Origin of the sequence: Streptomyces sp. NPDC057136 (assembly GCF_042670885.1) — a bacterium.
GTDB lineage: Bacteria > Actinomycetota > Actinomycetes > Streptomycetales > Streptomycetaceae > Streptomyces.
The window spans coordinates 32,191-57,262 of record NZ_JBHUUV010000040.1 but is presented as its reverse complement, the minus strand read 5'-3'; the positions used below and the strand labels follow the sequence as shown (position 1 = coordinate 57,262).

Annotated in this window: 14 protein-coding genes and 1 tRNA gene; 11 read left to right on the top strand and 4 right to left on the bottom strand. The window is 69.4% G+C overall.

What is annotated here, in order from left to right; translation table 11 throughout:
• Nucleotides 1-253: 253 nt before the first annotated feature.
• Nucleotides 254-326 (top strand) — tRNA-Thr (locus ACFT7S_RS32820).
• 47 nt (nt 327-373) lie between these two features.
• Here the strand turns inward: ACFT7S_RS32820 and ACFT7S_RS32815 are convergent.
• Nucleotides 374-2,998 carry a SpoIIE family protein phosphatase gene (locus ACFT7S_RS32815; RefSeq protein WP_382738180.1) on the bottom strand — a complete coding sequence of 875 codons (2,625 nt, stop codon included), beginning with the start codon at nt 2,996-2,998 and terminating at the stop codon, nt 374-376.
• A 401-nt stretch (nt 2,999-3,399) separates the two neighbouring features.
• Here ACFT7S_RS32815 and ACFT7S_RS32810 point away from each other — a divergent pair, with 401 nt between their 5' ends.
• The 9 genes from ACFT7S_RS32810 (at nt 3,400) to ACFT7S_RS32770 (ending at nt 17,672) form a co-directional block, all read left to right on the top strand.
• Entirely contained in the window at nt 3,400-8,838 is a 5,439-nt protein-coding gene (locus ACFT7S_RS32810; RefSeq protein ID WP_382738177.1) for a HAMP domain-containing protein, read from the top strand.
• Nucleotides 8,839-9,081: 243 nt separating this feature from the next.
• Nucleotides 9,082-9,765: a two-component system response regulator gene (locus ACFT7S_RS32805; protein WP_382738174.1), complete on the top strand. Its 684-nt coding sequence runs from the start codon at nt 9,082-9,084 to the stop codon at nt 9,763-9,765.
• A gap of 157 nt (nt 9,766-9,922) precedes the next feature.
• Nucleotides 9,923-12,682, top strand: coding sequence for a DNA translocase FtsK (locus tag ACFT7S_RS32800; RefSeq protein WP_382738171.1), 2,760 nt, complete (start codon nt 9,923-9,925; stop codon nt 12,680-12,682).
• A gap of 201 nt (nt 12,683-12,883) precedes the next feature.
• A complete protein-coding gene (locus tag ACFT7S_RS32795) occupies nt 12,884-13,684 on the top strand; it encodes a helix-turn-helix domain-containing protein (protein WP_382738168.1) in 801 nt (266 codons plus the stop codon).
• A gap of 130 nt (nt 13,685-13,814) precedes the next feature.
• Nucleotides 13,815-15,293, top strand: coding sequence for a 30S ribosomal protein S12 methylthiotransferase RimO (rimO, locus tag ACFT7S_RS32790; protein ID WP_382738165.1), 1,479 nt, complete (start codon nt 13,815-13,817; stop codon nt 15,291-15,293).
• Nucleotides 15,290-16,111, top strand: coding sequence for a CDP-diacylglycerol--glycerol-3-phosphate 3-phosphatidyltransferase (gene pgsA, locus ACFT7S_RS32785; protein WP_382738162.1), 822 nt, complete (start codon nt 15,290-15,292; stop codon nt 16,109-16,111). Before rimO ends, pgsA begins: the two co-directional genes overlap by 4 nt.
• On the top strand, nt 16,108-16,617 hold the full coding sequence (locus ACFT7S_RS32780) for a CinA family protein (RefSeq protein WP_382738159.1): 510 nt from the start codon (nt 16,108-16,110) through the stop codon (nt 16,615-16,617). The genes pgsA and ACFT7S_RS32780 overlap by 4 nt, the downstream gene beginning before the upstream one ends.
• Before the next feature lie 109 nt (nt 16,618-16,726).
• Nucleotides 16,727-17,110 (top strand): helix-turn-helix domain-containing protein, encoded by a 384-nt coding sequence (locus ACFT7S_RS32775; RefSeq protein WP_069169097.1) that lies wholly within the window; start codon nt 16,727-16,729, stop codon nt 17,108-17,110.
• A 268-nt stretch (nt 17,111-17,378) separates the two neighbouring features.
• The gene (locus ACFT7S_RS32770; RefSeq protein ID WP_382738155.1) at nt 17,379-17,672 is read left to right on the top strand and encodes a hypothetical protein; all 294 of its coding nucleotides are present in this window, start codon (nt 17,379-17,381) and stop codon (nt 17,670-17,672) included.
• Between the two features lie 4 nt (nt 17,673-17,676).
• Here ACFT7S_RS32770 and ACFT7S_RS32765 read toward each other — a convergent pair whose 3' ends face one another.
• The 3 genes from ACFT7S_RS32765 to ACFT7S_RS32755 form a co-directional block, all read right to left on the bottom strand.
• Nucleotides 17,677-18,441 (bottom strand): SDR family NAD(P)-dependent oxidoreductase, encoded by a 765-nt coding sequence (locus ACFT7S_RS32765; RefSeq protein WP_382738152.1) that lies wholly within the window; start codon nt 18,439-18,441, stop codon nt 17,677-17,679.
• 36 nt (nt 18,442-18,477) lie between these two features.
• On the bottom strand, nt 18,478-19,338 hold the full coding sequence (locus ACFT7S_RS32760) for an Fpg/Nei family DNA glycosylase (RefSeq protein WP_382738149.1): 861 nt from the start codon (nt 19,336-19,338) through the stop codon (nt 18,478-18,480).
• A gap of 70 nt (nt 19,339-19,408) precedes the next feature.
• On the bottom strand, nt 19,409-24,106 hold the full coding sequence (locus tag ACFT7S_RS32755; protein ID WP_382738146.1) for a DEAD/DEAH box helicase: 4,698 nt from the start codon (nt 24,104-24,106) through the stop codon (nt 19,409-19,411).
• Nucleotides 24,107-24,207: 101 nt separating this feature from the next.
• Between ACFT7S_RS32755 and ACFT7S_RS32750 the strand changes: the two genes are divergently transcribed.
• On the top strand, nt 24,208-25,071 hold the full coding sequence (locus tag ACFT7S_RS32750) for an AraC family transcriptional regulator (RefSeq protein ID WP_382738143.1): 864 nt from the start codon (nt 24,208-24,210) through the stop codon (nt 25,069-25,071).
• Nucleotide 25,072: the final 1 nt, after the last annotated feature.

Genomic DNA, 25,072 nt, shown 5'->3' with positions numbered 1-25,072 from the left:
GGTACTGCAGGGGGGACCCTGTGGGAGAGTAGGACGCCGCCGAACAATTATTCCGGGAAAGCCCCGTACCGCAAGGTACGGGGCTTTTCTGCGTTTACGGACACTATGCGTGTGGATGTCCTGCGGGGCTGTTGACCGACGGTCCCGCGTCCTGTGCCCTGTGCCGCGGCCGGCGCTCCGGCACGGTGATCGACGGGTTTTGCGTACCCTCGAACTCAGGGTATGCTTTAGCTCGTTGCCGCAGGGCAGCAAGGCCCCAATAGCTCAGTCGGTAGAGCGTCTCCATGGTAAGGAGAAGGTCTGCGGTTCGATTCCGCATTGGGGCTCAGTAATGAAAAAGGCCCCCGCCATTGGCGGGGGCCTTTTTTGATATCTATACGGTGTGTGGCTCGGGCACCCTCATGGCGAGGATGGCCATGTCGTCGGATGCCGGCTCGGCGGCGAAGCGCTCGACCGCCCGCAGAATGCGTGCGGCCACCGCGCCGGCCGTGAGGCCCGTACACGTGGCCAGGACGTCGGCCAGGCCGTCGTCACCGAGCATGCGCGCGCCCTCGCGGCGTTCGGTCACGCCGTCGGTGACGCACAGCAGGACGTCGCCCGGGTCGAGGGTGATCTCCTGCTCGTACAGCTCCAGGTCCTCGATGACGCCGAGCAGGGGCTGAGGTTCCGCGGCTGCGACGACCGAACCGTCCTGCCGCAGACGCAGCGGCAGGGGGTGACCCGCGCACACCACCTTCAGGAGCGCGCTGCCGTCCTCCTGGGGCCACAGCTCCCCGTACAGGAGGGTCAGGAAGCGGCTGCGGGTGCCCTCGTCCAGGATGGCCGCGTTCAGGCGCTCCAGGACCGCGGGGCCGGTGAAGCCCTCACGTGCCAGCAGGCGCAGGGCGTGCCGGGCGAGGCCCGTGACCGCTGCGGCCTCGGGGCCCGTACCGCAGACGTCACCGATGGCGAAGCCGTAGGCGCCGTCATGGATCGGGAAGACGTCGTAGAAGTCGCCCCCGACCTCGTTGCCCTCGCCGGCGGCGCGGTAGATGACCTCGATCTCGACGTTCGGTACATCGGGCAGGCCCGGGGGCAGCAGGCTGCGCTGGAGCGACTGACTGATCGCCATGCGCTCCGAGTAGAGGCGGGCGTTGTCGAGGGCCAGTGCGGCCCGGCGGGAGAGGTCCTCGGCCAGTTCCAGGATCTCCTGGCGGAAATGGTCGTCCGAGGGCTTGCCCAGCGTGAGCATGCCGATGACGCGGTTGCGGGCGACCAGGGGGAGTACCACCGTCTCGCCACCCACCGCGGAGGCCGTTGCCAGGATGGTGCGCGTCGCCATTCCCATGCTCAGGGGGGCGTCGCGGTCCAGGCTGCGCATGGATGTGTGGAGGGCCGCCTGGTGAGCGGCCTCCGACGGGGCGGTCCAGACGCGTGCTCCGGGGGCCGGTACCGGGTCCGGAGGGGCGATCTTGGAGAGCAGGGCCTTGAGGCCGTCGATGCGCTCCTCGTCCTCGTGGAGGACGTACGAGAGGTACGGCTCCGAGGACTGGTCCGCGATCGTGTAGACGGCGCACCAGGTGGCCAGGGTGGGGACCGTCATCTGGGCCATCAGTGCCAGCGTCTGGTCCCGGTCGAGGGTGCCTGCGAGCAGGTCGGACGCCTCGACGAGGAAGGACAGGGAACCGCGGCGCAGCCGTTCCAGCTCGCCGAGGCGGGCGGACTCGACGGCCAGGGCGATGCGGTCGGCGGCGAACTGGAGGCGCAGGGCCTCCTCGTTGGAGTAGCGGCCGGGCGCCTCGGCGGCGACGCCGAGGGAGCCGGTGAGGCGTCCCTCGACCTTGAGCGGCACCGTGACGACGGACCGCATGCCTGTGTCGCTGAGCAGCGGGACGGCGCCGGGCACTGCGTTGAGGTCTTCGTGGACCGCGGGCATTCTGGCGGAGCCGTACCGTCCGGTGCCGGCCTCGACGGGAACCCGGGCGAAGCGCTGGCGGGCCGAGGGGAGGCCGGTCGTGGCCCGTACCTCGAGTTCGGTCTCGTCGTCGGTGGCGAGCAGCAGGAACGCCGAGTCGGCGTCGAGCATGTCGCGCGCCCGCTCCACCGTGCGCTGGAGCAGCCCGTCGAGGTCGTCGGGGGCGGGGGAGCCGATGAAGACCTCGAACGGGTCCGTGGCCCGGTTCTCCGTGCCCGTGTCGGTCACCGGTGTGCGTACGGGGGACTGGAGCACGGCACGCTCGTAGTCGCGGACGAGGAGGCAGACCGTCGACGGTTCGCCCTGGGTGTCGCGGACCCGCAGGTGCGAGGCGTAGACAGGGATGACGCGGCCGTCGGCGCCGCGGAATCCGTAGCTGCCCTCCCAGCGGGACAGCTGGAGTGCGTCGGCGATGCCGGTGCTGGTGCCGGGGGTCTGCGGCCAGGCCGCGAAGTCGGTGAGCTGCTTGCCGGTGACCTGGTCGGCGGGGTATCCGAAGAGGAAGGCGGCGTCGTCGTTCCACGCGGTGACGGCGCCGGTGCTGTCGATCTGGACGACGGCCACGCGTACCCGTTCATCGGTGACGGGAAGCAGGGCCGTGGGCAGGAGGGGGCCCGCGGAGCGGATGCCGACGGGGCGTTCGGGCAGATCGAGTTGGAACCAGGCGTGTTTGTGCGTGGGCGTGTACTCGACGCCCCAGCGGGAAGCCAGTGCGGCGCAGAGCAGCAGGCCGCGACCGCTCTCGCGCTCCGGGCTGGTGTCCATGCCGGAGCCCTGGAGCGGGATCTCCCGCTCGGGGTAGTGGTCGGAGACCTCGATACGTACGCCGTCCTCCGTGCGCAGACACAGGACGTCCGCCGCGGTCCCCGCGTGTACGACGGCGTTGGTGACAAGTTCGCTGGTGAGGACGACGGCGTCGTCGACGACGTCGGTGTATCCCCACCCCTGGAGCGTGTCACGGACAAAGGCGCGGGCGGTCGCGACCGAGCGCCCGACCGGCTCGAAGGTGGCGGCCGCGCGCGCGGTGATCACAGCACTCCCCATATGGTGTCTCGTCGCTTCCCCGAGTCCTGTGCCCGATTCTTGCCGCTTCGATTCGCCTAGCCAGGCTAGACGCTCGTTCACCGTCCCGGGTACACGAGGGCCGACTTCGGTACGGAGGAGGTCTGGTAGTCGTGCGCGGGCGCACAACTGTGGCCTTCAGGAGGGAGGATGGGGGGTAACCGCCGGAGCTTCCACCCCGGCCGGCTGTGGCCTGGTACGTTTCAACGATTTGACGTCCGCATGGTCACCCGTCGACGGTGTCCTGTGGCGGTGAGCCAAAGAAGAACTGGGCAAGCTTCCGGATAGGCCCGAGCGATACGGTCAACCCCTGCGGGAGGGACACGGTGGAGTCTGGCGTGGCGGCGCGGGGTTCAGGCACGCGCACAAAAGGCGGACAGTCCGTGAAAAAACAGCGCAATGGCACCATCGATGTGGACGCGGCAGCTCTGAACAGACTGCTCGCGGCCCTCGTGGCGATGCGGGACGGCAACTTCCGCAGGCGGCTGACCGTCTCCGGCGACGGTGTGCTGACCGAGATCGCGGCGGTCTTCAACGAGGTCGCGGACCGGAATCTTCATCTCACCGGCGAGCTGGCACGTGTACGTCGTGTGGTGGGACGTGAAGGAAAGCTCACCGAGCGTCTGGAGACCGGGGCCTGCGAGGGGTCCTGGGCGGCTGCCATCGATGCGTCCAACGAGCTCGTGGACGATCTGGCACGGCCGGTCTCGGAGGTCGGGCGGGTGCTGTCGGCGGTCGCCGACGGTGATCTCGAGCAGCGTATGGAGCTGCGGTCGCACACGGCCGACGAGACGGTACGGCCGCTGCGCGGTGAGTTCCTGAAGGTCGCGCGCACGGTCAACAACCTGGTCGACCAGCTGTCGGCGTTCACCGAGCAGGTGACGCGGGTCGCGGTCGAGGTGGGTACCGAGGGCAAGCTGGGCGGACAGGCCCAGGTGCGCGGTATGTCCGGTTCATGGAAAGACCTCACGGATTCCGTGAACACCATGGCGTACCGGCTGACCGCGCAGGTGCGTGACATCGCTCTCGTGACGACGGCGGTGGCCAAGGGCGATCTGTCGCGCAAGGTCACCGTTCATGTGGCCGGCGAGATGCTTCAGCTGAAGAACACCGTCAACACGATGGTGGACCAGCTGTCGTCGTTCTCCTCCGAGGTGACCCGGGTCGCGCGTGAGGTGGGTACGGAGGGCGAGCTGGGCGGTCAGGCCACGGTGCCGGGTGTGGCCGGGGTGTGGAAGGACCTCACCGACTCCGTCAACACGATGGCCGGGAACCTGACCTCCCAGGTGCGTGGTATCGCCGAGGTGACGACGGCGGTCGCCAATGGTGACCTGTCCCAGAAGGTCACGGTGAGCGCGCGCGGCGAGGTCGCGCAGCTGGCCGAGACCATCAACCAGATGACCGAGACGCTGCGGACCTTCGCGGACGAGGTCACACGGGTCGCGAGTGAGGTCGGTGGCGAGGGTCTGCTCGGTGGGCAGGCCCAGGTGCCGGGTGCGGCGGGGACCTGGAAGGACCTCACCGACTCGGTGAACACGGTCTTCCGGAATCTGACGACCCAGGTGCGGGACATCGCGCAGGTGACCACAGCGGTGGCCAGCGGTGATATGACGCAGAAGGTCACGGTCGATGTGGCCGGCGAGATGCTGGAGCTGAAGAACACCGTCAACACGATGGTGGACCAGCTCCAGTCCTTCGGTTCTGAGGTGACCCGGGTGGCCCGGGAGGTCGGCGTCGAGGGCCGCCTCGGCGGGCAGGCCGAGGTGCCGGGTGCGGCGGGGACGTGGAAGGACCTCACGGACTCGGTGAACACGGCGTTCCGGAACCTGACGGGTCAGGTGCGGGACATCGCGCAGGTGACCACAGCGGTCGCCAACGGTGATCTGTCGCAGAAGGTCACGGTCGATGTGGCCGGCGAGATGCTGGAGCTGAAGAACACCGTCAACACGATGGTGGCGCAGCTGTCGTCCTTCGCCGACCAGGTGACCCGGATGGCGCGGGACGTGGGTACGGAGGGCCGCCTCGGCGGGCAGGCGCGGGTCGACGGTGTCTCCGGTACGTGGAAGGAGCTCACCGACTCCGTCAACTTCATGGCGGGGAACCTGACCTCCCAGGTGCGTCAGATCGCGCAGGTGACCACGGCGGTGGCTCGGGGTGATCTGTCGCAGAAGATCGATGTGGATGCCCGGGGCGAGATCCTGGAGCTGAAGAACACCATCAACACGATGGTGGACCAGCTCTCCGCCTTCGCGGAGCAGGTGACCCGGGTGGCCCGTGAGGTGGGCACGGACGGGCGGCTCGGCGGGCAGGCGCAGGTGCCCGGTGTGGCAGGCGTGTGGCGTGATCTGACCGATTCGGTGAACGGCATGGCGGGGAACCTCACCGCTCAGGTCCGTAACATCGCCCAGGTCGCCACGGCGGTGGCTCGGGGTGATCTGTCGCAGAAGATCGATGTGGATGCCCGGGGCGAGATCCTGGAGCTGAAGAACACCCTCAACACGATGGTGGACCAGCTGTCCAACTTCGCCGAGCAGGTGACCCGGGTCGCCCGTGAGGTGGGTACGGAAGGCATCCTGGGCGGTCAGGCCGAGGTGCAGGGTGTGTCCGGTACGTGGAAGGACCTCACCCAGTCCGTCAACGGCATGGCGAACAACCTGACCATGCAGGTCCGCAACATCGCCGAGGTGACCACGGCGGTCGCCAAGGGCGATCTCTCCAAGAAGATCACCGTCGATGCCAAGGGCGAGATCCTCGAACTGGTGACGACCGTCAACACGATGGTCGACCAGCTGCTGAACTTCGCGGACGAGGTGACCAGGGTCGCCCGTGAGGTGGGTACCGAGGGCATTCTCGGCGGTCAGGCCCGGGTGCGTGGCGCGACGGGCATCTGGAAGGACCTCAGCGACAACGTCAACCTGATGGCCAACAATCTGACCAGCCAGGTGCGCAACATCTCGCGGGTCTCGTCCGCCGTCGCCAACGGCGATCTGACGAAGAAGGTGACGGTCGAGGCGCGCGGCGAGGTCGCCGAGCTCGCGGACACCGTCAATACGATGGTGACGACGCTGTCCTCGTTCGCCGACGAGGTGACGCGTGTGGCGCGTGAGGTGGGTACGGAGGGCGAGCTGGGCGGCCAGGCACGCGTCCCGGGCGTCTCCGGTACGTGGAAGGACCTCACCGAGTCGGTGAACTCGATGGCGTCCAACCTGACCGGTCAGGTGCGGCAGATCGCGACCGTCACCACGGCCATCGCCAAGGGTGATCTCACCAAGAAGATCGACATCGATGCGCGTGGTGAGATCCAGGAACTGAAGAACACCATCAACACGATGGTGGACCAGCTGTCGTCGTTCGCCGAGCAGGTGACCCGGGTGGCCCGCGAAGTGGGTACCGAGGGGCAGTTGGGCGGCCAGGCCCGGGTCCGGGACGTGGACGGCACCTGGCGCGACCTCACCGAGTCGGTGAACGAGATGGCAGGGAACCTCACCCGGCAGGTGCGGGCCATCGCGGCCGTCGCCACCGCGGTGACCCGTGGCGATCTCAATCTCAAGATCGACGTGGACGCGGCCGGCGAGATCCAGGTGCTGCAGGACAACATCAACACCATGATCGCGAACCTGCGCGACACCACGCTGGCCAATAAGGAGCAGGACTGGCTCAAGGGCAACCTCGCCCGGATCTCCGGTCTGATGCAGGGCCGCCGCGATCTGGACGACGTGGCGTCGCTGATCATGAGCGAGCTGACTCCGGTGGTCTCGGCCCAGCACGGTGCGTTCTTCCTGGCCATGACGCCCGGTGACACCGATGAGGTGGGTGCGGACGGCGGCAGGGAGAGCTTGTACGTGCTGCGCATGCGCGGCAGTTACGGCTACTCGGCGGGTTCGATGCCGACGTCGTTCCGGCCCGGCGAGACGCTCATCGGGACGGCGGCTGAGGAGAAGCGGACGATCCAGGTGGACAACGTGCCGCCGGGTTATCTGAAGATCTCCTCCGGTCTCGGTGAGGCGCCGCCCGCGCATGTGATCGTGCTGCCGGTGCTCTTCGAGGGGAAGGTCCTCGGTGTGATCGAGCTGGCCTCGTTCCAGCCGTTCACGCACATTCAGCGGGACTTCCTCAATCAGCTCGCCGAGATGATCGCGACGAGCGTCAACACCATCAGCGTCAACACCAAGACGGAGAAGCTTCTTGAGCAGTCTCAGGAGCTGACCGAGCAACTCCGGGACCGGTCGCAGGAGTTGGAGAACCGGCAGAAGGCTCTCCAGGCGTCCAACGCCGAACTGGAGGAGAAGGCCGAGCTGCTGGCCCAGCAGAATCGTGACATCGAGGTGAAGAACACCGAGATCGAGGAGGCCCGGCAGGTGCTGGAGGAGCGCGCGGAACAGCTCGCGGTCTCCATGCGCTACAAATCCGAGTTCCTGGCGAACATGTCGCACGAGCTGCGCACGCCCCTCAACTCGCTGCTCATCCTGGCCAAACTGCTCGCGGACAACGCCGAGGGCAACCTCTCGCCGAAGCAGGTCGAGTTCGCCGAGACGATTCACGGGGCCGGTTCCGATCTGCTCCAGCTGATCAACGACATCCTCGATCTCTCGAAGGTCGAGGCGGGCAAGATGGATGTCAGTCCGACCCGGATCGCCCTGGTCCAGCTGGTCGACTACGTCGAGGCGACGTTCCGGCCGCTCACCGCGGAGAAGGGGCTCGACTTCTCCGTACGGGTGTCGCCGGAGCTTCCGGCCACGCTGCACACGGACGAGCAGCGGCTTCTCCAGGTGCTGCGCAATCTCCTGTCCAACGCGGTGAAGTTCACCGACAGCGGGGCCGTCGAGCTGGTGATCAGGCCGGCCGGCGCCGATGTGCCCAACTCCATCCGGGAGCATCTGCTGGAGGCGGGTTCGCTGCGGGACGCGGACGCCGATCTCATCGCGTTCTCGGTCACCGACACCGGTATCGGGATCGCGTCCAGCAAGATGCTGGTGATCTTCGAGGCGTTCAAGCAGGCGGACGGGACGACCAGCCGCAAGTACGGCGGTACGGGCCTCGGCCTGTCCATCAGCCGGGAGATCGCCCGGCTGCTGGGCGGTGAGATCCATGCGGCGAGCGAGCCGGGTCGTGGTTCGACCTTCACGCTCTATCTGCCGCTGCACGCGAGCGAACTGCCACCGCAGGGTTACCCGCAGATGGGGCCCGGCCCCATCGAGGCGCACGGCAACGCGGTCGAGAGCGGTCTGCGTCCGGAGGCTCCGGCCGGCCACACGATCGGGGCGGAACTGCCGCTGGGTGATCCGGCCGGTACCGCCGGGATGTTCCGGCGTCGGCGCAAGGCCCTGGGCGGTTCTGCTCGGCAGACCGCTCTGCCGGCCGGCCGGCAGAGCGCCGCGCACGAGGAGTGGGTGCAGGAAGCGCCGGCGGGGCAGGAGGAGCAGGAGTCGCGACGGACGTTCCGGTTCCATGGCGAGAAGGTACTGATCGTCGACGACGACATCCGTAACGTCTTCGCGCTCACCAGCGTGCTGGAACAGCATGGTCTGTCGGTGCTGTACGCGGAGAACGGCCGGGAGGGCATCGAAGTCCTGGAGCAGCACGACGATGTGACGGTCGTACTGATGGACATCATGATGCCCGAGATGGACGGTTACGCGACGACGACGGCGATCCGCAGGATGCCGCAGTTCGCCGGGCTGCCGATTGTCGCGCTCACCGCGAAGGCGATGAAGGGTGACAGGGAGAAGGCGATCGACTGCGGTGCTTCCGACTATGTCACCAAGCCGGTCGATCCTGATCACTTGTTGTCTGTCATGGAGCAGTGGATGCGCGGAGAGTGATGGCCAATGAAAGAATCACGATGAGTTGCTGATCGACTCTGTCTGAACGGGTGTGAGTACGGGGTATCCGGGGAACCTTCTGGTCTCCCACCGCGTTTTCGGTTCGTGCACAGTGACATCGCGGTGACAGGGTGTGGTGACGGGCGGGGTGCGGCTACCATGACCGGCACAAGGTCGGACGGCGTAAGGGAGTCGTCCCCTGGGGCGGCACCCGGTGCGATTCCGGGGCGAGGAGGACGGGCCATGGTGCAGAAGGCCAAGATCCTCCTGGTCGATGACCGGCCGGAGAATCTGCTGGCGCTGGAGGCCATCCTCTCTGCGCTCGATCAGACACTGGTACGGGCATCGTCAGGGGAGGAAGCGCTCAAAGCGCTGCTCACGGACGACTTCGCGGTCATTCTGCTGGACGTCCAGATGCCGGGCATGGACGGCTTCGAAACCGCCGCGCACATCAAGCGGCGGGAGCGGACCCGCGACATCCCGATCATCTTCCTCACCGCGATCAACCACGGGCCGCATCACACCTTCAGGGGTTATGCGGCGGGTGCGGTGGACTACATCTCGAAGCCGTTCGACCCCTGGGTGCTGCGCGCCAAGGTCTCGGTCTTCGTCGAGCTGTACATGAAGAACTGCCAGCTGCGCGAGCAGGCCGCGCTCCTGCGGCTCCAGCTCGAGGGCAGCGGTCGCGTGGGCGCGGATCACGAGAAGGAGCCGACCGGTCTGCTGGCCGAACTCTCGGCGCGGCTCGCGGCGGTCGAGGAGCAGGCGGAAGCGCTCTCCAAGCAGCTCGACGACGAGTCGGCGGACGCGGCGGCCGTGGCGACCGCGGCCCATCTCGAACGCAAGCTCACCGGGCTCCGCCGTGCGCTGGACGCGCTGGAACCGGGCACCGGCGGCTCCACGGCCGTACTGCCCTCGCAGGGCTGACACCGCGGCCTCCCGGGTCCCATCCGTGCGGTACGGGGCCGCCCGGCTCCCGTACGGCATGAACACACGTCAGTTTCCGTCCCCTGTACGGCGACACGGTCGGGTGAAGCAGTAGGCACACGTATCCACTTGCGTCGGCACCGGTAACCTCGGGCCCATGGCCTCACGTACGTCCGGCAAGGGTTCCCAGGGCACGGCGGGCACCGCGAAGCGCGTCGGCCGTACCCAGGGGCCGGCGAAAAAAGCCGCGCCCGTCAAGAAGTCCGGCGCGAAGAAGACCGCGCCGCCCAGGAAAGCGCCTGCCAAAAAGGCCGCGCCCAAGCCCGCGCCGTCCCCGACAGGGGGCATCTACCGGCTCGTTCGCGCGATCTGGCTCGGGCTTGCGCACGGCGTCGGAGCGATGTTCCGGTCCATAGGGCGTGGTGCGAAGGGACTCGACCCCGCCCACCGCAAGGACGGGCTTGCCCTGCTGCTGCTCGGCCTCGCGCTGATCGTGGCCGCCGGCACCTGGTCGAATCTGCGCGGGCCCGTCGGCGATCTCGTCGAGATGCTGGTGACCGGGGCGTTCGGCCGACTCGATCTGCTCGTACCGATACTGCTGGGCGCCGTCGCGGTACGGCTGATCCTCCATCCCGAGAAGCCCGAGGCCAACGGCCGCATCGTCATCGGTCTGTCCGCCCTCGTGCTCGGGGTGCTCGGACAGGTCCACATCGCGTGCGGGTCACCCGGCCGCGAGGACGGTACGGAAGCGATGCAGGACGCGGGCGGGCTGATCGGCTGGGCCGCGTCCAAGCCGCTCATCTTCACCATGGGCGACGTGCTCGCCGTACCGCTGCTCCTGCTCCTGACCGTCTTCGGGCTGCTGGTCGTCACCGCGACCCCGGTCAACGCCATTCCGCAGCGGCTGCGTCTGCTCGGCGTGAAGCTCGGTATCGTCGAACCGGCGTACGAGCCGGGCGCGGAGGGCGAGAGCGACGACGACCGGTACGACGAGCAGTGGCGCGAAGCGCTGCCCGAGCGGTCGCGCCGTACCGCACGCCGCTCCGAGGCGGATGCCGACTACGACCCCGATCACGCCGAGTCGGCGGCGCTCTCCAGGCGACGCAGGCCGCGCAGGCCGTCCGTGCAGCCCGCCATGAACCGCACCCTGGACGCCGTGGACGTCGCGGCAGCCGCCGCGGCGGCGCTCGACGGTGCGGTCCTCAACGGCATGCCGCCCTCGCCGATCGTCGCCGACCTGACGCAGGGCGTCTCCGTCGACCGTGAACGCGGCCGCGAGCGGTCGTCCGGTACGCCGGTGCCCGGGGCCCGCGAGGCGGAGAGGCCCAGGGCCGGCGAGAAGGTGGCATCGCCGTCCGGCGGCGTACCCGATCTGACGAAGCCGGCCCCCGAGCATTCCCAGCCGCTGCCCGCCCGTGCCGAGCAGCTTCAGCTGTCCGGCGACATCACGTACTCGCTGCCCTCGCTCGACCTGCTGGAGCGCGGTGGGCCCGGCAAGACGCGCAGCGCCGCCAACGACGTGGTCGTGGCCTCGCTGACGAATGTGTTCACGGAGTTCAAGGTCGACGCGGCCGTCACGGGGTTCACCCGTGGCCCGACGGTCACGCGGTACGAGGTGGAGCTCGGCCCGGCCGTCAAGGTCGAGCGGATCACCGCCCTCACCAAGAACATCGCGTACGCCGTGGCCAGCCCGGACGTCCGGATCATCTCGCCGATCCCGGGCAAGTCCGCCGTCGGCATCGAGATTCCCAACACCGACCGCGAGATGGTCAACCTCGGCGACGTCCTGCGTCTCGCGGACGCGGCGGAGGACGACCACCCGATGCTGGTCGCACTCGGCAAGAACGTCGAGGGCGGCTACGAGATGGCCAACCTCGCGAAGATGCCGCACGTCCTGGTCGCGGGCGCGACCGGATCGGGCAAGTCGTCCTGCATCAACTGTCTGATCACCTCGGTCATGGTGCGGGCGACCCCGGACGACGTCCGCATGGTGCTGGTCGACCCGAAGCGGGTCGAGCTGACCGCGTACGAGGGCATTCCTCATCTGATCACCCCCATCATCACCAACCCGAAGAAGGCCGCCGAGGCGCTTCAGTGGGTCGTACGGGAGATGGATCTGCGCTACGACGACCTCGCGGCGTACGGATACCGGCACATCGACGACTTCAACCACGCCGTGCGCAACGGTAAGGCGAAGGCGCCCGAAGGCAGTGAGCGTGAGCTGTCGCCGTACCCGTATCTGCTGGTCATCGTCGACGAGCTCGCCGACCTGATGATGGTCGCGCCGCGTGACGTGGAGGATTCCATCGTCCGCATCACCCAGCTCGCCCGCGCCGCCGGAATCCACCTGGTGCTCGCCACGCAGCGCCCCTCGGTCGATGTCGTGACCGGTCTGATCAAGGCCAATGTGCCGTCCCGCCTGGCCTTCGCGACCTCCTCGCTCGCCGACAGCCGCGTCATCCTCGATCAGCCCGGCGCCGAAAAGCTCATCGGAAAGGGTGACGGACTGTTCCTGCCGATGGGGGCGAACAAGCCCACCCGTATGCAGGGAGCGTTCGTCACCGAGGCCGAGGTCGCCGCAGTCGTCCAGCACTGCAAGGACCAGATGGCACCGGTCTTCCGTGAGGACGTGGTCGTCGGCACCAAGCAGAAGAAGGAGATCGACGAGGACATCGGCGACGACCTGGATCTGCTCTGCCAGGCCGCCGAGCTCGTCGTCTCCACTCAGTTCGGGTCGACCTCGATGCTCCAGCGCAAGCTGCGGGTCGGCTTCGCCAAGGCGGGCCGGCTGATGGACCTGATGGAGTCGCGCAGCATCGTCGGGCCGAGCGAAGGTTCGAAGGCCCGAGACGTGCTCGTGAAACCGGACGAGCTCGACGGGGTGTTGGCCATCATTCGGGGGGAAACCGCTTCGTAGAGGCTTTGTGGGCAACCGTTTCGCCCGGTCGTATGTCAAGTCGAGGGGAAGGACGGAAGGATGTTCCGCTCCCCGCCCTGTCGGCAGGGCTGTCCGGCAAACCCGATGGCGTACAAAGTCGTCCCTCCCGGTTGCCCCACCCTTTCGTACCCCCCCTAGACTGAACATCCAGCAGGTGGCTCACGCTCGAAAGGCGCCCCCGTGTCCATCGGCAACTCCCCCGAAGACGACCGGCCTTCGATCGGTCGCGTGCTCCAGCAGACTCGTATCGCCGCAGGTCTGACGGTCGAGGAAGTCAGCAGCTCCACCCGGGTGCGCATCCCCATCGTGCACGCGATCGAGGAGGACGACTTCTCGCGCTGCGGCGGCGACGTCTACGCGCGCGGTCACATCCGTACGCTCGCCCGTGCCGTCGGTCTCGATCCGGACCCGCTTGTCGCTCAGTACGACGACGAGCACGGCGGCCGTCCTGTTCCCACCCCCGCGGCGCCGCTGTTCGAGGCCGAACGCATCCGTTCGGAACCCCGACGGCCCAATTGGACCGCGGCCATGGTCGCGGCGATCGTCGTCGTGGTCGGCTTCGTCGGCTTCACGCTGTTCAGCGGCGAGGACGAAAGCCCGAAAACGGCTCAGGTCGCCGAGGGCTCGACCGCCGACAAGACCACTCCCAAGCCGACCACCACCAAGCCATCCGATCCCAAGCCCGTGCCCTCGGAGAGCGCTATCGCCGCAGCTCCGCGGGACAAGGTGACGGTCAAGCTCAGCGCCGTACAGGGCAAGAGCTGGATCTCCGCCAAGGACCACAACGGGCGGCAGCTCTTCGACGGGCTGCTGCTCGAGGGTCAGTCCAAGACCTTCCAGGACAAGGAGCGCATCGACCTCGTCCTCGGCGACGCCGGGGCGATCGAGCTCTTCGTGAACGGCAAGAAGGTCCAGGACCAGTTCGAGCCCGGACAGGTCGAGCGGCTCTCGTACACCAAGGGCGACCCCGAAGCGGGCTGACCCCGACCCCCCGTTCCACCTCGGTGAGCGCCCGGCAAGTTCTGCCGGGCGCTCACCGTCTTTGTTACTGCCTGTAAGGGGGTAACCCTGCACGGCGGGGCCAGTGCCGGGACAAAGTAGTCTTGAGTCCATGCCCGAACGCCGTACCGTCGCCCTTGTCACTCTCGGCTGCGCCCGTAACGAGGTGGACTCGGAGGAGCTTGCAGGCCGCTTGGCAGCGGACGGCTGGGAGCTCGTCGAGAACGCCTCCGACGCGGATGTCGCCGTCGTCAACACCTGTGGATTCGTCGAGGCCGCCAAGAAGGACTCCGTCGATGCCCTCCTCGAAGCCAATGATCTGAAGGACCACGGCAGAACCCAGGCCGTGGTCGCCGTCGGCTGTATGGCCGAGCGTTACGGCAAGGACCTTGCCGAGGCCCTGCCGGAGGCGGACGGAGTGCTGGGATTCGACGACTACGCCGATATCTCCGACCGGCTCCAGACCATCCTCAACGGCGGCATCCACGCCTCGCACACGCCTCGTGACCGGCGCAAGCTGCTGCCGATCAGCCCGGCCGACCGCCAGGACGCCTCCGTAGCCCTCCCCGGTCACGCGCAGGAGGTCGCCGCGGCCCCCGAGGACCTGCCGGAGGGTGTCGCTCCGGTCTCCGGCCCGCGGGCCCCGCTGCGCCGCCGGCTCGGCACCAGCCCTGTCGCCTCGGTGAAGCTCGCCTCCGGCTGTGACCGTCGCTGTTCCTTCTGCGCCATCCCGTCCTTCCGCGGCTCCTTCATCTCCCGGCGTCCCTCCGACGTCCTTGGCGAGACCCGCTGGCTGGCCGAGCAGGGCGTCAAGGAGGTCATGCTCGTCTCCGAGAACAACACCTCGTACGGCAAGGACCTTGGTGACATCCGGCTCCTGGAGACCCTCCTGCCGGAGCTCGCGGAGGTCGAGGGGATCGAGCGGATCAGGGTCAGCTACCTCCAGCCCGCCGAGATGCGGCCCGGCCTGATCGACGTCCTGACGTCGACGCCCAAGGTCGCCCCGTACTTCGATCTCTCCTTCCAGCACTCCGCTCCCGAGGTGCTGAGGGCCATGCGCCGCTTCGGCGACACGGACCGTTTCCTGGAGCTCCTGGACACGATCCGCGGCAAGGCGCCGCAGGCGGGTGCCCGGTCGAACTTCATCGTGGGCTTCCCCGGCGAGACCGAGGCCGACCTCGCCGAGCTGGAACGCTTCCTCACCGGAGCCCGGCTGGATGCCATCGGCGTCTTCGGGTACTCCGACGAGGAGGGCACCGAAGCGGTCGGCTACGAGAACAAGCTGGACGCCGACGTGATCGCCGAGCGGCTCGCCCACATCTCGCAGCTGGCCGAGGAGCTGACCTCGCAGCGTGCCGAGGAGCGGATCGGTGAGACCCTTCAGGTGCTCGTCGAATCCGTGGAGGACGACGAGGACGGCCCGGTCGCGGTGGGCCGTGCGGCACACCAGGCGCCCGAAACGGACGGGCAGGTCGTCTTCACCACACGCGAGGGTCTCGTGCCGGGCCTTATGGTCGAGGCAAAGGTCGTAGGCACCGAGGGAGTGGACCTCGTGGCCGAACACCACGAGCTCGCGGAGGTGGCCAGATGACGGGAGTCCCGGCATCCGCGGCAGGCGGGTCCGGCGCGAAGCCGGTCCGCGGCGGCAAGCTGGGCACTACGGCCGTCAACCAGGCCAGCCTGTGGAACATCGCCAACATCCTCACGATGGTGCGGCTGCTGCTCGTGCCCGGCTTCGTGATGCTGCTGCTCCACGACGGCGGCTACGACCCGGTCTGGCGCTCCTTCGCCTGGGCCGCGTTCGCCGTCGCGATGATCACCGACCTCTTCGACGGTCATCTGGCGCGCCGGTACAACCTGGTCACCGACTTCGGGAAGATCGCCGATCCGATCGCCGACAAGGCGATCATGGGTGCGGCACTGGTCTGTCTGTCGGTCCTCGGCGATCTGCCCTGGTGGATCACGGGAGTGATCCTTTTCCGTGAGCTGGGCATCACGCTGATGCGCTTCTGGGTGATCCGCCACGCGGTGATCCCGGCCAGCCGCGGCGGCAAGATGAAGACGCTGGCCCAGGGCACGGCCGTGGGCATGTACGTCCTGGTGATGACGGGGCCGCTGGCCACGCTCCGCTTCTGGATGATGATGATCGCCGTCGCGCTGACGGTGCTCACCGGTCTCGACTATGTGCGCCAGGCCGTGGTGCTGCGGCGCAAGGGGCTCGCGGCCGAGCGGGTCGCGGCCCTGGAGGCCGTCACGTCCGCCGCCGATACGCCGGGGGCCGATGCGCAGGGGGCCGATGTATCGGGGGCTGATGTGCAGGGGGCCGGGAGCTCCGAGGGCGTGGACGCCGGCGCGGCCGCTTCCCGTACTGGTGCCGAGGCACGGGGCCCGGCGGAGGCCGAGCGGTGACCGCCGCGGCCCGGGTGCTGGGGCGGCTCGTGGAGCGCGGCGAGACTCTTGCCGTCGCCGAGTCGCTGACCGGCGGTCTGGTCGCGGCCGAGATCACCTCCGTGGCAGGTGCCTCGCAGTCCTTCCGCGGGGCCGTCACGGCGTACGCCACCGCCCTCAAGAGGGACCTGCTGGGTGTCGACGGGCCCCTTCTGGCCGAGCGCGGTGCGGTTGATCCCGATGTGGCCCTGGGCATGGCTGCCGGGGTGCGGCGCGTGCTGGGCGCGGACTGGGGCATCTCGACGACCGGGGTCGCGGGTCCGCAGGAGCAGGACGGCCGGCCGGTCGGCACGGTCTTCGTAGCGGTTTCCGGGCCCGGGGGCGTGGAGAAAGTCGCCGCGTTGCGGTTGAACGGCGGGCGGGCGGACATCCGTAGAGAGAGCGTACGGAGCGTGCTCGAACTGCTGTCCGGAGAACTCGGTGAAAATGCGAGGGCACAGGATACGGAACAGATCGGGGGGATTTGATGTTTGCAGCCCTGAGTGAACACGACATCGCTCCCCGCACGGCCGCAGCGCAAGGCGGTACGGTGGGGCGTGAAGGATGCGGCTACGCGGTCCGAGGAGGGAGCCACCGATGATTCTGCTCCGTCGCCTGCTTGGTGACGTGCTGCGTCGGCAGCGCCAGCGCCAAGGCCGTACTCTGCGCGAAGTCTCCTCGTCCGCCCGGGTCTCGCTCGGTTATCTGTCCGAGGTGGAGCGGGGGCAGAAGGAGGCATCCTCCGAGCTGCTCTCCGCGATTTGCGACGCGCTTGACGTACGGATGTCCGAGCTCATGCGTGAAGTGAGCGATGAGCTGTCGCTGGCTGAACTGGCCGAGTCGGCAGCAGCCAGTGATCCGGTACCTGTACCGGTACGCCCGATGCTCAATTCCGTCTCCGTTTCGTCGGTGGCAGGTGTGCCGACGGGCCGGGTGACCATCAAGGCGCCCGCGGAAGCGGTGGATGTCGTCGCCGCCTGATCCGCGCGGTCATGCATGTGTGAACCGGAGCCCCGGTCCGCCCCCTCGTGGGTGGATCGGGGCTTCTGCGTATGAGGGGTTGTAAGCGGGTGTGCGGGAGGGGTGGTCGGGTGTGGGGGCTGTTCGGATGCAGCTCTGTCGGTCTGGGGGGAAACTGCCCAGGAGGCGCGTGAATCGGGTCCGCCCTTGCTGTGCGCCCCGGTGTCACACCGGTACGCCCTCCCGTCGGGAGGGCGTACCGGACTAGCGTCGGCCGGAGGAGGCAGCCATGACGCGGCGATGGGTGCCGGCGCTCGTCCTCGGCGGGCTGTGGTGGTGGGCAGTGCTGCGGCTGGTGCTGGAGCCGGAACACGCCGGGGTGATCGAGGGCGCGGTGGCGGCGGGCGGTTGGGGGCTGAGTCTGCTGCCGGTCCATGTGGCGGCGGCCGCTCGGCCGGCTGGTACGGGGCGCCGGCCTGCGGGGGCTGGGGCCGGGGCTGCGGGGCCGGGATCTCCGTCTGCCGGGCCGGGGTCTTCGTCTGCGGAACCTGGGGAGGGTGGCGCCGGGGTCCTGGGACGGTGATGCTTCACCGGGGCATGGCGACTCCACCGTTCGGCCGGAGGATCTGTCCGGTCATGAAGGCCGAAGCGTCCGATGCGAGATGCAGGACCGTATGGGCGACGTCCATCGGTACACCGACCCGGCCGAGTGGGGATATGCGGACCATCGCGGCTTCCGCCCGGTGCTGCTGCGCCGTGTCGTGGCGGTCGGTCATCGGCGTACGGATCCAGCCGGGGGCGACGGCGTTCACCCGGATGGAGTGCGGGCCGAGTTCGGTGGCGAGCGTCCTGGTGAGCTGGACGACCGCCGCTTTCGCGGTGCTGTAGCAGAGGAGACCGGGGCTCGCGGAGTCGATGGCGCCCGAGGCCATGGTGATCAGTGATCCGGGGGCGGAGCGGGCGATGAGGCTGTGGGCCACTTCCTGGCAGGCGTACAGCACGCCCTTGAAGTTCACCGCCAGGACCCGGTCGAGATCCTCGTCCTCGGTCTCGAGGACGCTGCTCGTATGCATGATCCCCGCGATGGCGGCCAGGATGTCCACCTCGCCGGCCTTGGCGACCGCGGACCGGACCTGACTACGGTCTGTCACATCCAGGAGATGGGTGTGGGCCGTGCCAGCTGAGCCGCTGATCAGCTCATGGGTCGCGCGCAGGCCCTTCTCGTCGAGGTCGGCGCAGTGGACTGTGGCTCCCGCTTCGGCGAGGAGGACGGCGCAGGCCCGGCCGATGCCGCTTGCTGCGCCGGTGACGAACGCGGACCGGCCGGTGAGGTCGTACGCGGAGAGGGGCATGACGGGACCGTACGACCGAATCTGATGGACCGTCAACTATGGTGTGGGGCCTGCTTGGCAGCGCGGACACCAGTAGGTGGGGCGGCCGGCTTCGTCGGCCTTCCTGATGGGTGTGCCGCAGCGCAGACAGGAGCGGTGTTCGCGGCCGTACACGTAAAGGTGTTCCTGAGGGCGGGCTCGGGTGGGTGCGCGGGTGGGCGTATGGGCGGGCGTGTGCGTGCCGGTGCGGGAGGCGCCTGCGGCGGGTGTCGGGCCTGTGGTGGTGCGGGTGGGGCGGTCGCGGTTGGCTTCGAGGAGCTGCTTGGCGGTGGTGACCAGGCGGGCGGCGGTGGTGGCGGGGAGTGCGCCGACGGGGAGCCAGGGGGTGGCACGGGCCATGAAACAGAGCTCGCACTTGAAGACGTTGCCGATGCCCGCGAGATTGCGTTGGTCCAGGAGCGCTTCCCCGAGCGGGCGGTCCGGGTCGGCGAGCAGATTGCGCAGAGCGGTGTCGGCGTCCCAGTCGGGGCCCAGCAGATCGGGGCCGAGATGGCCGACGATCTTGTCCTCGTCCCGGGTGCGGAGAAGGTCGAGGACGGGGAGGCGGTAGCCGACGGCTGTGTGGACTTCGTTGCCGAGGACGGCGCGGATCTGGTGGGCGGCTCCGCCGCGCCAGCGCTCGCCCGCCGCGTAGACGCGCCAGACTCCGTCCATCCGCAGGTGGCTGTGGAGGGTCAGACCGCCCTCGATACGGGTGAGGAGGTGCTTGCCACGCGGGGTGACGTCGAGGACCTTCCGGCCGGTCAGGTCGACGGTGGCGAGGCGGGGGACGCGGAGGTCGGAGTGCGTCAGGACCTGACCTGCGAGCGCGGTGTGCAGACGCTCGGCGGTCTGCAGGACGGTGTCTCCTTCGGGCATGCCTCCATTTTGCGGGGTGCGGGGTGCGGGGTGCGGGGTGCGGGGCGGCGCGGATGGCGAGGCGGTCGGGTCAGGCGCGGAGGCGTAGGCCCCTGGGAGTGGCGAGGAAGCCGGCCGCCTCCAGGGTGCGGCCCAGGGGTGAGGTGAGGGACGAGGCCCCGTTGGTGCGTTCCACCGTGACGGTGCCGAGAGCTCCGGCCCGCGCAGCGGAGGCCAGGGCCTCGGCCGCTGCACGGAGTGCCGGGTCGTCGGGGTCGGTCGGCCAGGCCAGCAGGGTCTTCCCGCCGCGCTCCATGTAGAGCGTCAGCTCGCCGTCGACGAGGACCACGAGCGCGCCCGCCTTGCGGCCGGGTTTGTGTCCCGCGCCGTCCGGTGGTTCGGGCCAGGACAGGGCGGCCCCGTACGCATTGGCCGGGTCGGCTGCGGCGAGCACCACTGCGCGTGGGGTGGTGCCCGGGTCCGTACGGTCGCGAGCTGTGGACGCGGCTCTGAGCCGGTCCACGGCTCCCTCCATCGCGAACTGGGCTGCTCCGAGCCCCTCGACGACGTAGCCGCGACGCGCCTGCCCGTTGTCCTCGAAGGCGGCGAGGATGCGGTACGTCGCGGAGAAGCCGCCCTCGACGCCTTCGGCCTGCACCGCGCCGCGCGTCACCACGCCGTGGCGGTCCAGGAGCGTCCGGGCCAGCGCGTGCGCTCGGTGTGTTGGTTCGGGCTCGGTCGCGGGGAGCAGGGACCAGCGGCCCGAGACCGTGGGCGGGCCGGTGCGGGAGGCCGGACGGGCGGCGGCGGTCAGTGACCCGTAACGGCCGCGCGGGACGCTGCGTCTGGCGCGGTGGGCTGTGGAGCCCGCCGTGCGCCCGGAGCCGAGGAGCGCGCGCAGCGGGGCGAGGGTGTCGTTGGTGAGACGGCCCGACCAAGCCAGGTCCCAGAGGGCGTCGGCCATTTGGGGGTCGGTGCAGTCCGGGTGGGTGGTCGCGCGGACCTGGTCGGCGATCTGGCGGAAGAACAGGCCGTATCCGCCGGAGAGCGTGGTCAGGACCGACTCGTGCAGTGCGGATTCCTCGAGCGGGTGCGGTGGGGGCAGCAGCAGCGGCGCGCTGTCGGCGAGGTAGAGGGAGAGCCAGCCGTCCTTGCCGGGGAGTGCGCCCGCACCGGCCCAGATGACCTCGCCGGTCGTCGTCAGCTCGTCGAGGAGCGCGGGGGTATAGCCCGATACGCGGCTCGGCAGGATCAGTTTCTCCAGCGCGGATGCGGGAACGGGGGCGCCCTGCAACTGCTCGATGGCGCGGGCCAGTCCGTCGATTCCGCGCAGACTGTTGTCGCCGAGGTGCTGCCACTGGGGAAGGAATGTCGCCAGGGCGGCGGGGGGTACCGGTTCCAGTTCGTGGCGGAGCGCGGCGAGCGAGCGGCGGCGGAGCCGGCGCAGGACGGTGGCGTCGCACCACTCCTGGCCGATGCCGGCCGGGTGGAACTCGCCCTGGACGATCCGGCCCGAAGCGGATAGCCGCTGCAGCGCTCCGTCGGTGACGGCGGTGCCCAGGCCGAAACGGTCGGCGGCCTGGGTGGAGGTGAACGGGCCGTGCGTACGGGCGTGGCGGGCGAGGAGGTCACCAAGGGGGTCCTTCACCGGTTCGGTGAAGGCCTCGGGGACCCCGACGGGGAGCGCCGTGCCCAGTGCGTCGCGCAAGCGGCCCGCGTCCTCGATCGCCGCCCAGTGCGGGGCTCCGGCGATGCGGACCTGGATCGCCCGGCGGGCCGATGCCAGGTCCGGCGCCCACTGCGGCTGCGCGCCGCGTTCGGCCAGCTCGGAATCGGTCAGCGGGCCCAGGACGCGGAGAAGGTCGGCGACTCCTTCGATGTCCTTGATCTTCCGGTCCTCGGTCAGCCACTGGAGCTCCTGCTCCAGATCGGTGAGCACTTCGGGGTCCAGGAGCTCGCGCAGCTCGGCCTGGCCGAGCAGTTCGGCGAGGAGATGCGAATCGAGCGAGAGGGCGGCTGCGCGCCGCTCGGCGAGGGGTGAGTCACCCTCGTACAGGAACTGCGCGACATAGCCGAAGAGGAGGGAGCGGGCGAAAGGCGAGGGCTCCTGTGTGGTCACTTCGACCAGGCGGATGCGCCGCGCTTCGAGATCACCCATCAGTTCCGTGAGACCCGGGACGTCGAAGACGTCCTGGAGGCATTCGCGGACCGCTTCGAGGACGATCGGGAACGAACCGAACTCGGAAGCGACCTGGAGCAGCTGGGACGCACGCTGGCGCTGCTGCCAGAGCGGTGTGCGCTTGCCGGGGCTGCGCCGGGGGAGCAGCAGGGCGCGTGCGGCGCACTCGCGGAACCGGGAGGCGAACAGCGCGGAGCCGCCCACCTGGTCGGTGACGATCTGACTGATCTCGCCCTTGTCGAAGACGACGTCGGCCGCACCGACCGGAGCCTGGTCGCTGTCGAACGCGGCGTCCGGCAGGGTGAGGCCCCGCTCGCCGCCACTGCCGGTGCCCGGGTCCCTGGCTGGATCGACCGGATCGAAGTCCAGGAGATCGAGGCCCATCAGGTCGGCGTCGGGGAGGCGCAGCACGATGCCGTCGTCGGCATGCATGACCTGGGCGTCCATCCCGTACCGCTCGCCGAGACGGGCGGAGAGGGCCAGCGCCCAGGGTGCGTGCACCTGGGCTCCGAAGGGGGAGTGCACGACCACCCGCCAGTCGCCCAGCTCGTCCCGGAACCGCTCGACCAGGATGGTCCGGTCGTCCGGGACGTGGCCGCAGGCGCGGACCTGTTCCTCCAGATACGACAGGATGTTGTCGGCCGCCCAGTCGTCCAGACCGGCGGCGAGCAGCCTTGCTCTGGCGTCCTGCGGGGACAGCCCCCCGATCTCCCGAAGGAACGCGCCCAGCGCACGGCCCAGCTCCAGCGGGCGGCCCAGCTGGTCGCCCTTCCAGAACGGCAGCCGGCCTGGGACGCCGGGTGCCGGGGAGACCAGGACCCGGTCCCGGGTGATGTCCTCGATCCGCCAGGACGTGGTGCCCAGCGTGAAGACATCGCCGACCCGGGACTCGTAGACCATTTCCTCGTCCAGCTCGCCTACGCGCCCACCGCCCTTCTTCGGGTCGGACCCGGCGAGGAAGACCCCGAAGAGTCCGCGGTCGGGGATGGTCCCGCCGGAGGTGACGGCGAGCCTCTGGGCGCCGGGGCGGCCCGTGACCGTACCGGCGACGCGGTCCCACACCACGCGGGGGCGCAGCTCCGCGAAGGCGTCGGACGGATAGCGGCCGGCGAGCATGTCGAGCACGGCCGTGAAGGCGGATTCGGGGAGCGAGGCGAAGGGGGCGGCACGGCGGGCCAGGGCGAGCAGGTCGTCGGCCTGCCAGGTGTCCAGGGCGACGATGGCGACCAGCTGCTGGGCGAGCACGTCCAGGGGGTTGGAGGGGACCCGCAGGGCCTCGATGCTGCCTTCGCGCATGCGCTCGGTGACGACGGCCGCCTGGACCAGGTCGCCTCGGTACTTCGGGAAGACCACCCCGGTGGAGATGGCCCCCACCTGGTGCCCGGCGCGGCCGACCCGCTGCAGTCCGGAGGCGACGGACGGCGGGGACTCGACCTGGATCACCAGGTCGACCGCACCCATGTCGATGCCGAGCTCCAGGCTGGACGTGGCGACGACGGCGGGCAGTCGCCCTGCCTTGAGGTCCTCCTCGACCTGGGCGCGCTGTTCTTTGGAGACCGATCCGTGGTGGGCGCGGGCGAGCAGTGCGGGGGCGCCCTTGGCGGCGCCGGACTGGGCCATGATCTCGGCCGGGGAGTGGGCCCCGGGCAAGGGGGCGGCGTGTTCGTCGAACACGGTGCCGGTCGCCCGCTCGTACGCGATCTCGTTGAGCCTGTTGCAGAGCCGCTCCGCGAGGCGGCGGGAGTTGGCGAAGACGATGGTGGAGCGGTGGGACTGGACGAGATCCGCGATCCGCTCCTCGACATGGGGCCAGATCGAGGGCTTCTCGGCCTGGTCGGCTCCGCTGTCGGTGGCGGGGGAGCCACCGAGCTCTCCCAGATCCTCGACGGGCACGACCACCGACAGGTCGAACTGTTTGGCGGAGGGCGGCTGGACGATCTCCACCTTCCGCTGGGGCGACAGGAAGCGCGCCACCTCGTCGACCGGGCGGACGGTCGCCGACAGGCCGATCCGTCGTGCGGGCCGGGGCAGCAGCTCGTCGAGACGCTCCAGCGATACGGCGAGGTGGGCGCCGCGCTTGGTGCCAGCGACGGCGTGCACCTCGTCCAGGATCACCGTCTCGACGCCCGCGAGGGCTTCCCGGGCCGAGGAGGTGAGCATCAGGAACAGCGATTCGGGTGTGGTGATCAGGATGTCGGGGGGCCTGGTCGCCATGGAGCGGCGCTCTGCGGGCGGGGTGTCTCCCGAGCGGATTCCGACGCGCACCTCGGGCTCGGGGAGCCCCAGGCGTACGGACTCCTGGCGGATACCCGTCAGAGGCGAACGGAGGTTGCGCTCCACGTCCACGGCGAGGGCCTTGAGCGGTGACACGTACAGCACACGGCAGCGCTTCTTCGCCTCGGCGGGCGGTGGGACGGCGGCCAGCCGGTCCAGCGAGGCCAGGAACGCGGCGAGGGTCTTACCCGATCCGGTCGGCGCGACCACCAGCACGTCCGAACCCTCGGCGATGGCCCGCCACGCCCCCTCCTGCGCCGCTGTGGGCGCGCTGAAGGCCCCCTTGAACCAGCTGCGGGTCGCGGGGGCGAACGAATCGAGTGCGGTACCGGCCATGTCCCCCATCGTGCACCTCGCCACTGACAACGGCCGGTGACGGCGGCCATGACGGTGACCGGGATCCGCGGGCCGGGCCCCGGAGCTGCGAGAATTTGCGTATGACGGCAGTGGGGACGGAGAAGGAGTGGGCACGGTACTGGCAGTACGCGGAACTGCCCGAACTCGATCTGCTGCGGGCCCGCTACGTTCGCCACACCTTCCGGCGCCACAGCCACGAGGGCTATGTCTTCGGCACGATCACACGAGGGGTTGAGGACGTCGGCCTGCCCGGTGGCACCGTGCATGCGGGCCCCGGCGCCGTGGTCATGATCAATCCTGAGGTGCCGCACACCGCCCGCGCCGGCGTCCCGGAGGGCTGGGTGTACGCCACGCTCTACCCCTCCGCGCAGGTGATCAACGACATCGCGGCCGATATGACGAATCTGCGCGGCACCGTCGGGTTCGCCGAGACCAGCGTGCTCGACCCGCACGCGGCCCGGCTGATCACCGAGGTGCACCGGGCCGCGGAGGAGGGCAACGCCCTCGCGGCGGACAGCCTGCTCCGCGTCATGGTCGCCAGGCTCCTCGGTCGGCACGGTGGGGTGCTGCCCACCCTCGTACCGCACTCGGCGGGTGCCCGTGATGCCGCACGGGCCCAGGCGGCACTCCAGGAGCGGATGGCCGATCCGCCGACGCTGGAGACGCTCGCGGTCGAGCTCGGGACCAGTCCGTTCGCGCTGCTCCGCGCGTTCAAGAAGCAGTACGGGATGCCGCCGCACACCTGGCTCACCGACGCCCGGGTGAGGCGGGCCCGCCGCATGCTGGACGGGGGCACCACCCCCGCCGAGGCCGCCGCAGCCGTCGGCTTCACGGATCAGCCCCACCTCAACCGTCACTTCACCCGGATCGTGGGAGTACCACCAGGGGCGTACCAGCGCGGCCGCGCAAGAACGTACAAGACCGGTACGGACATCTCCACGTAGC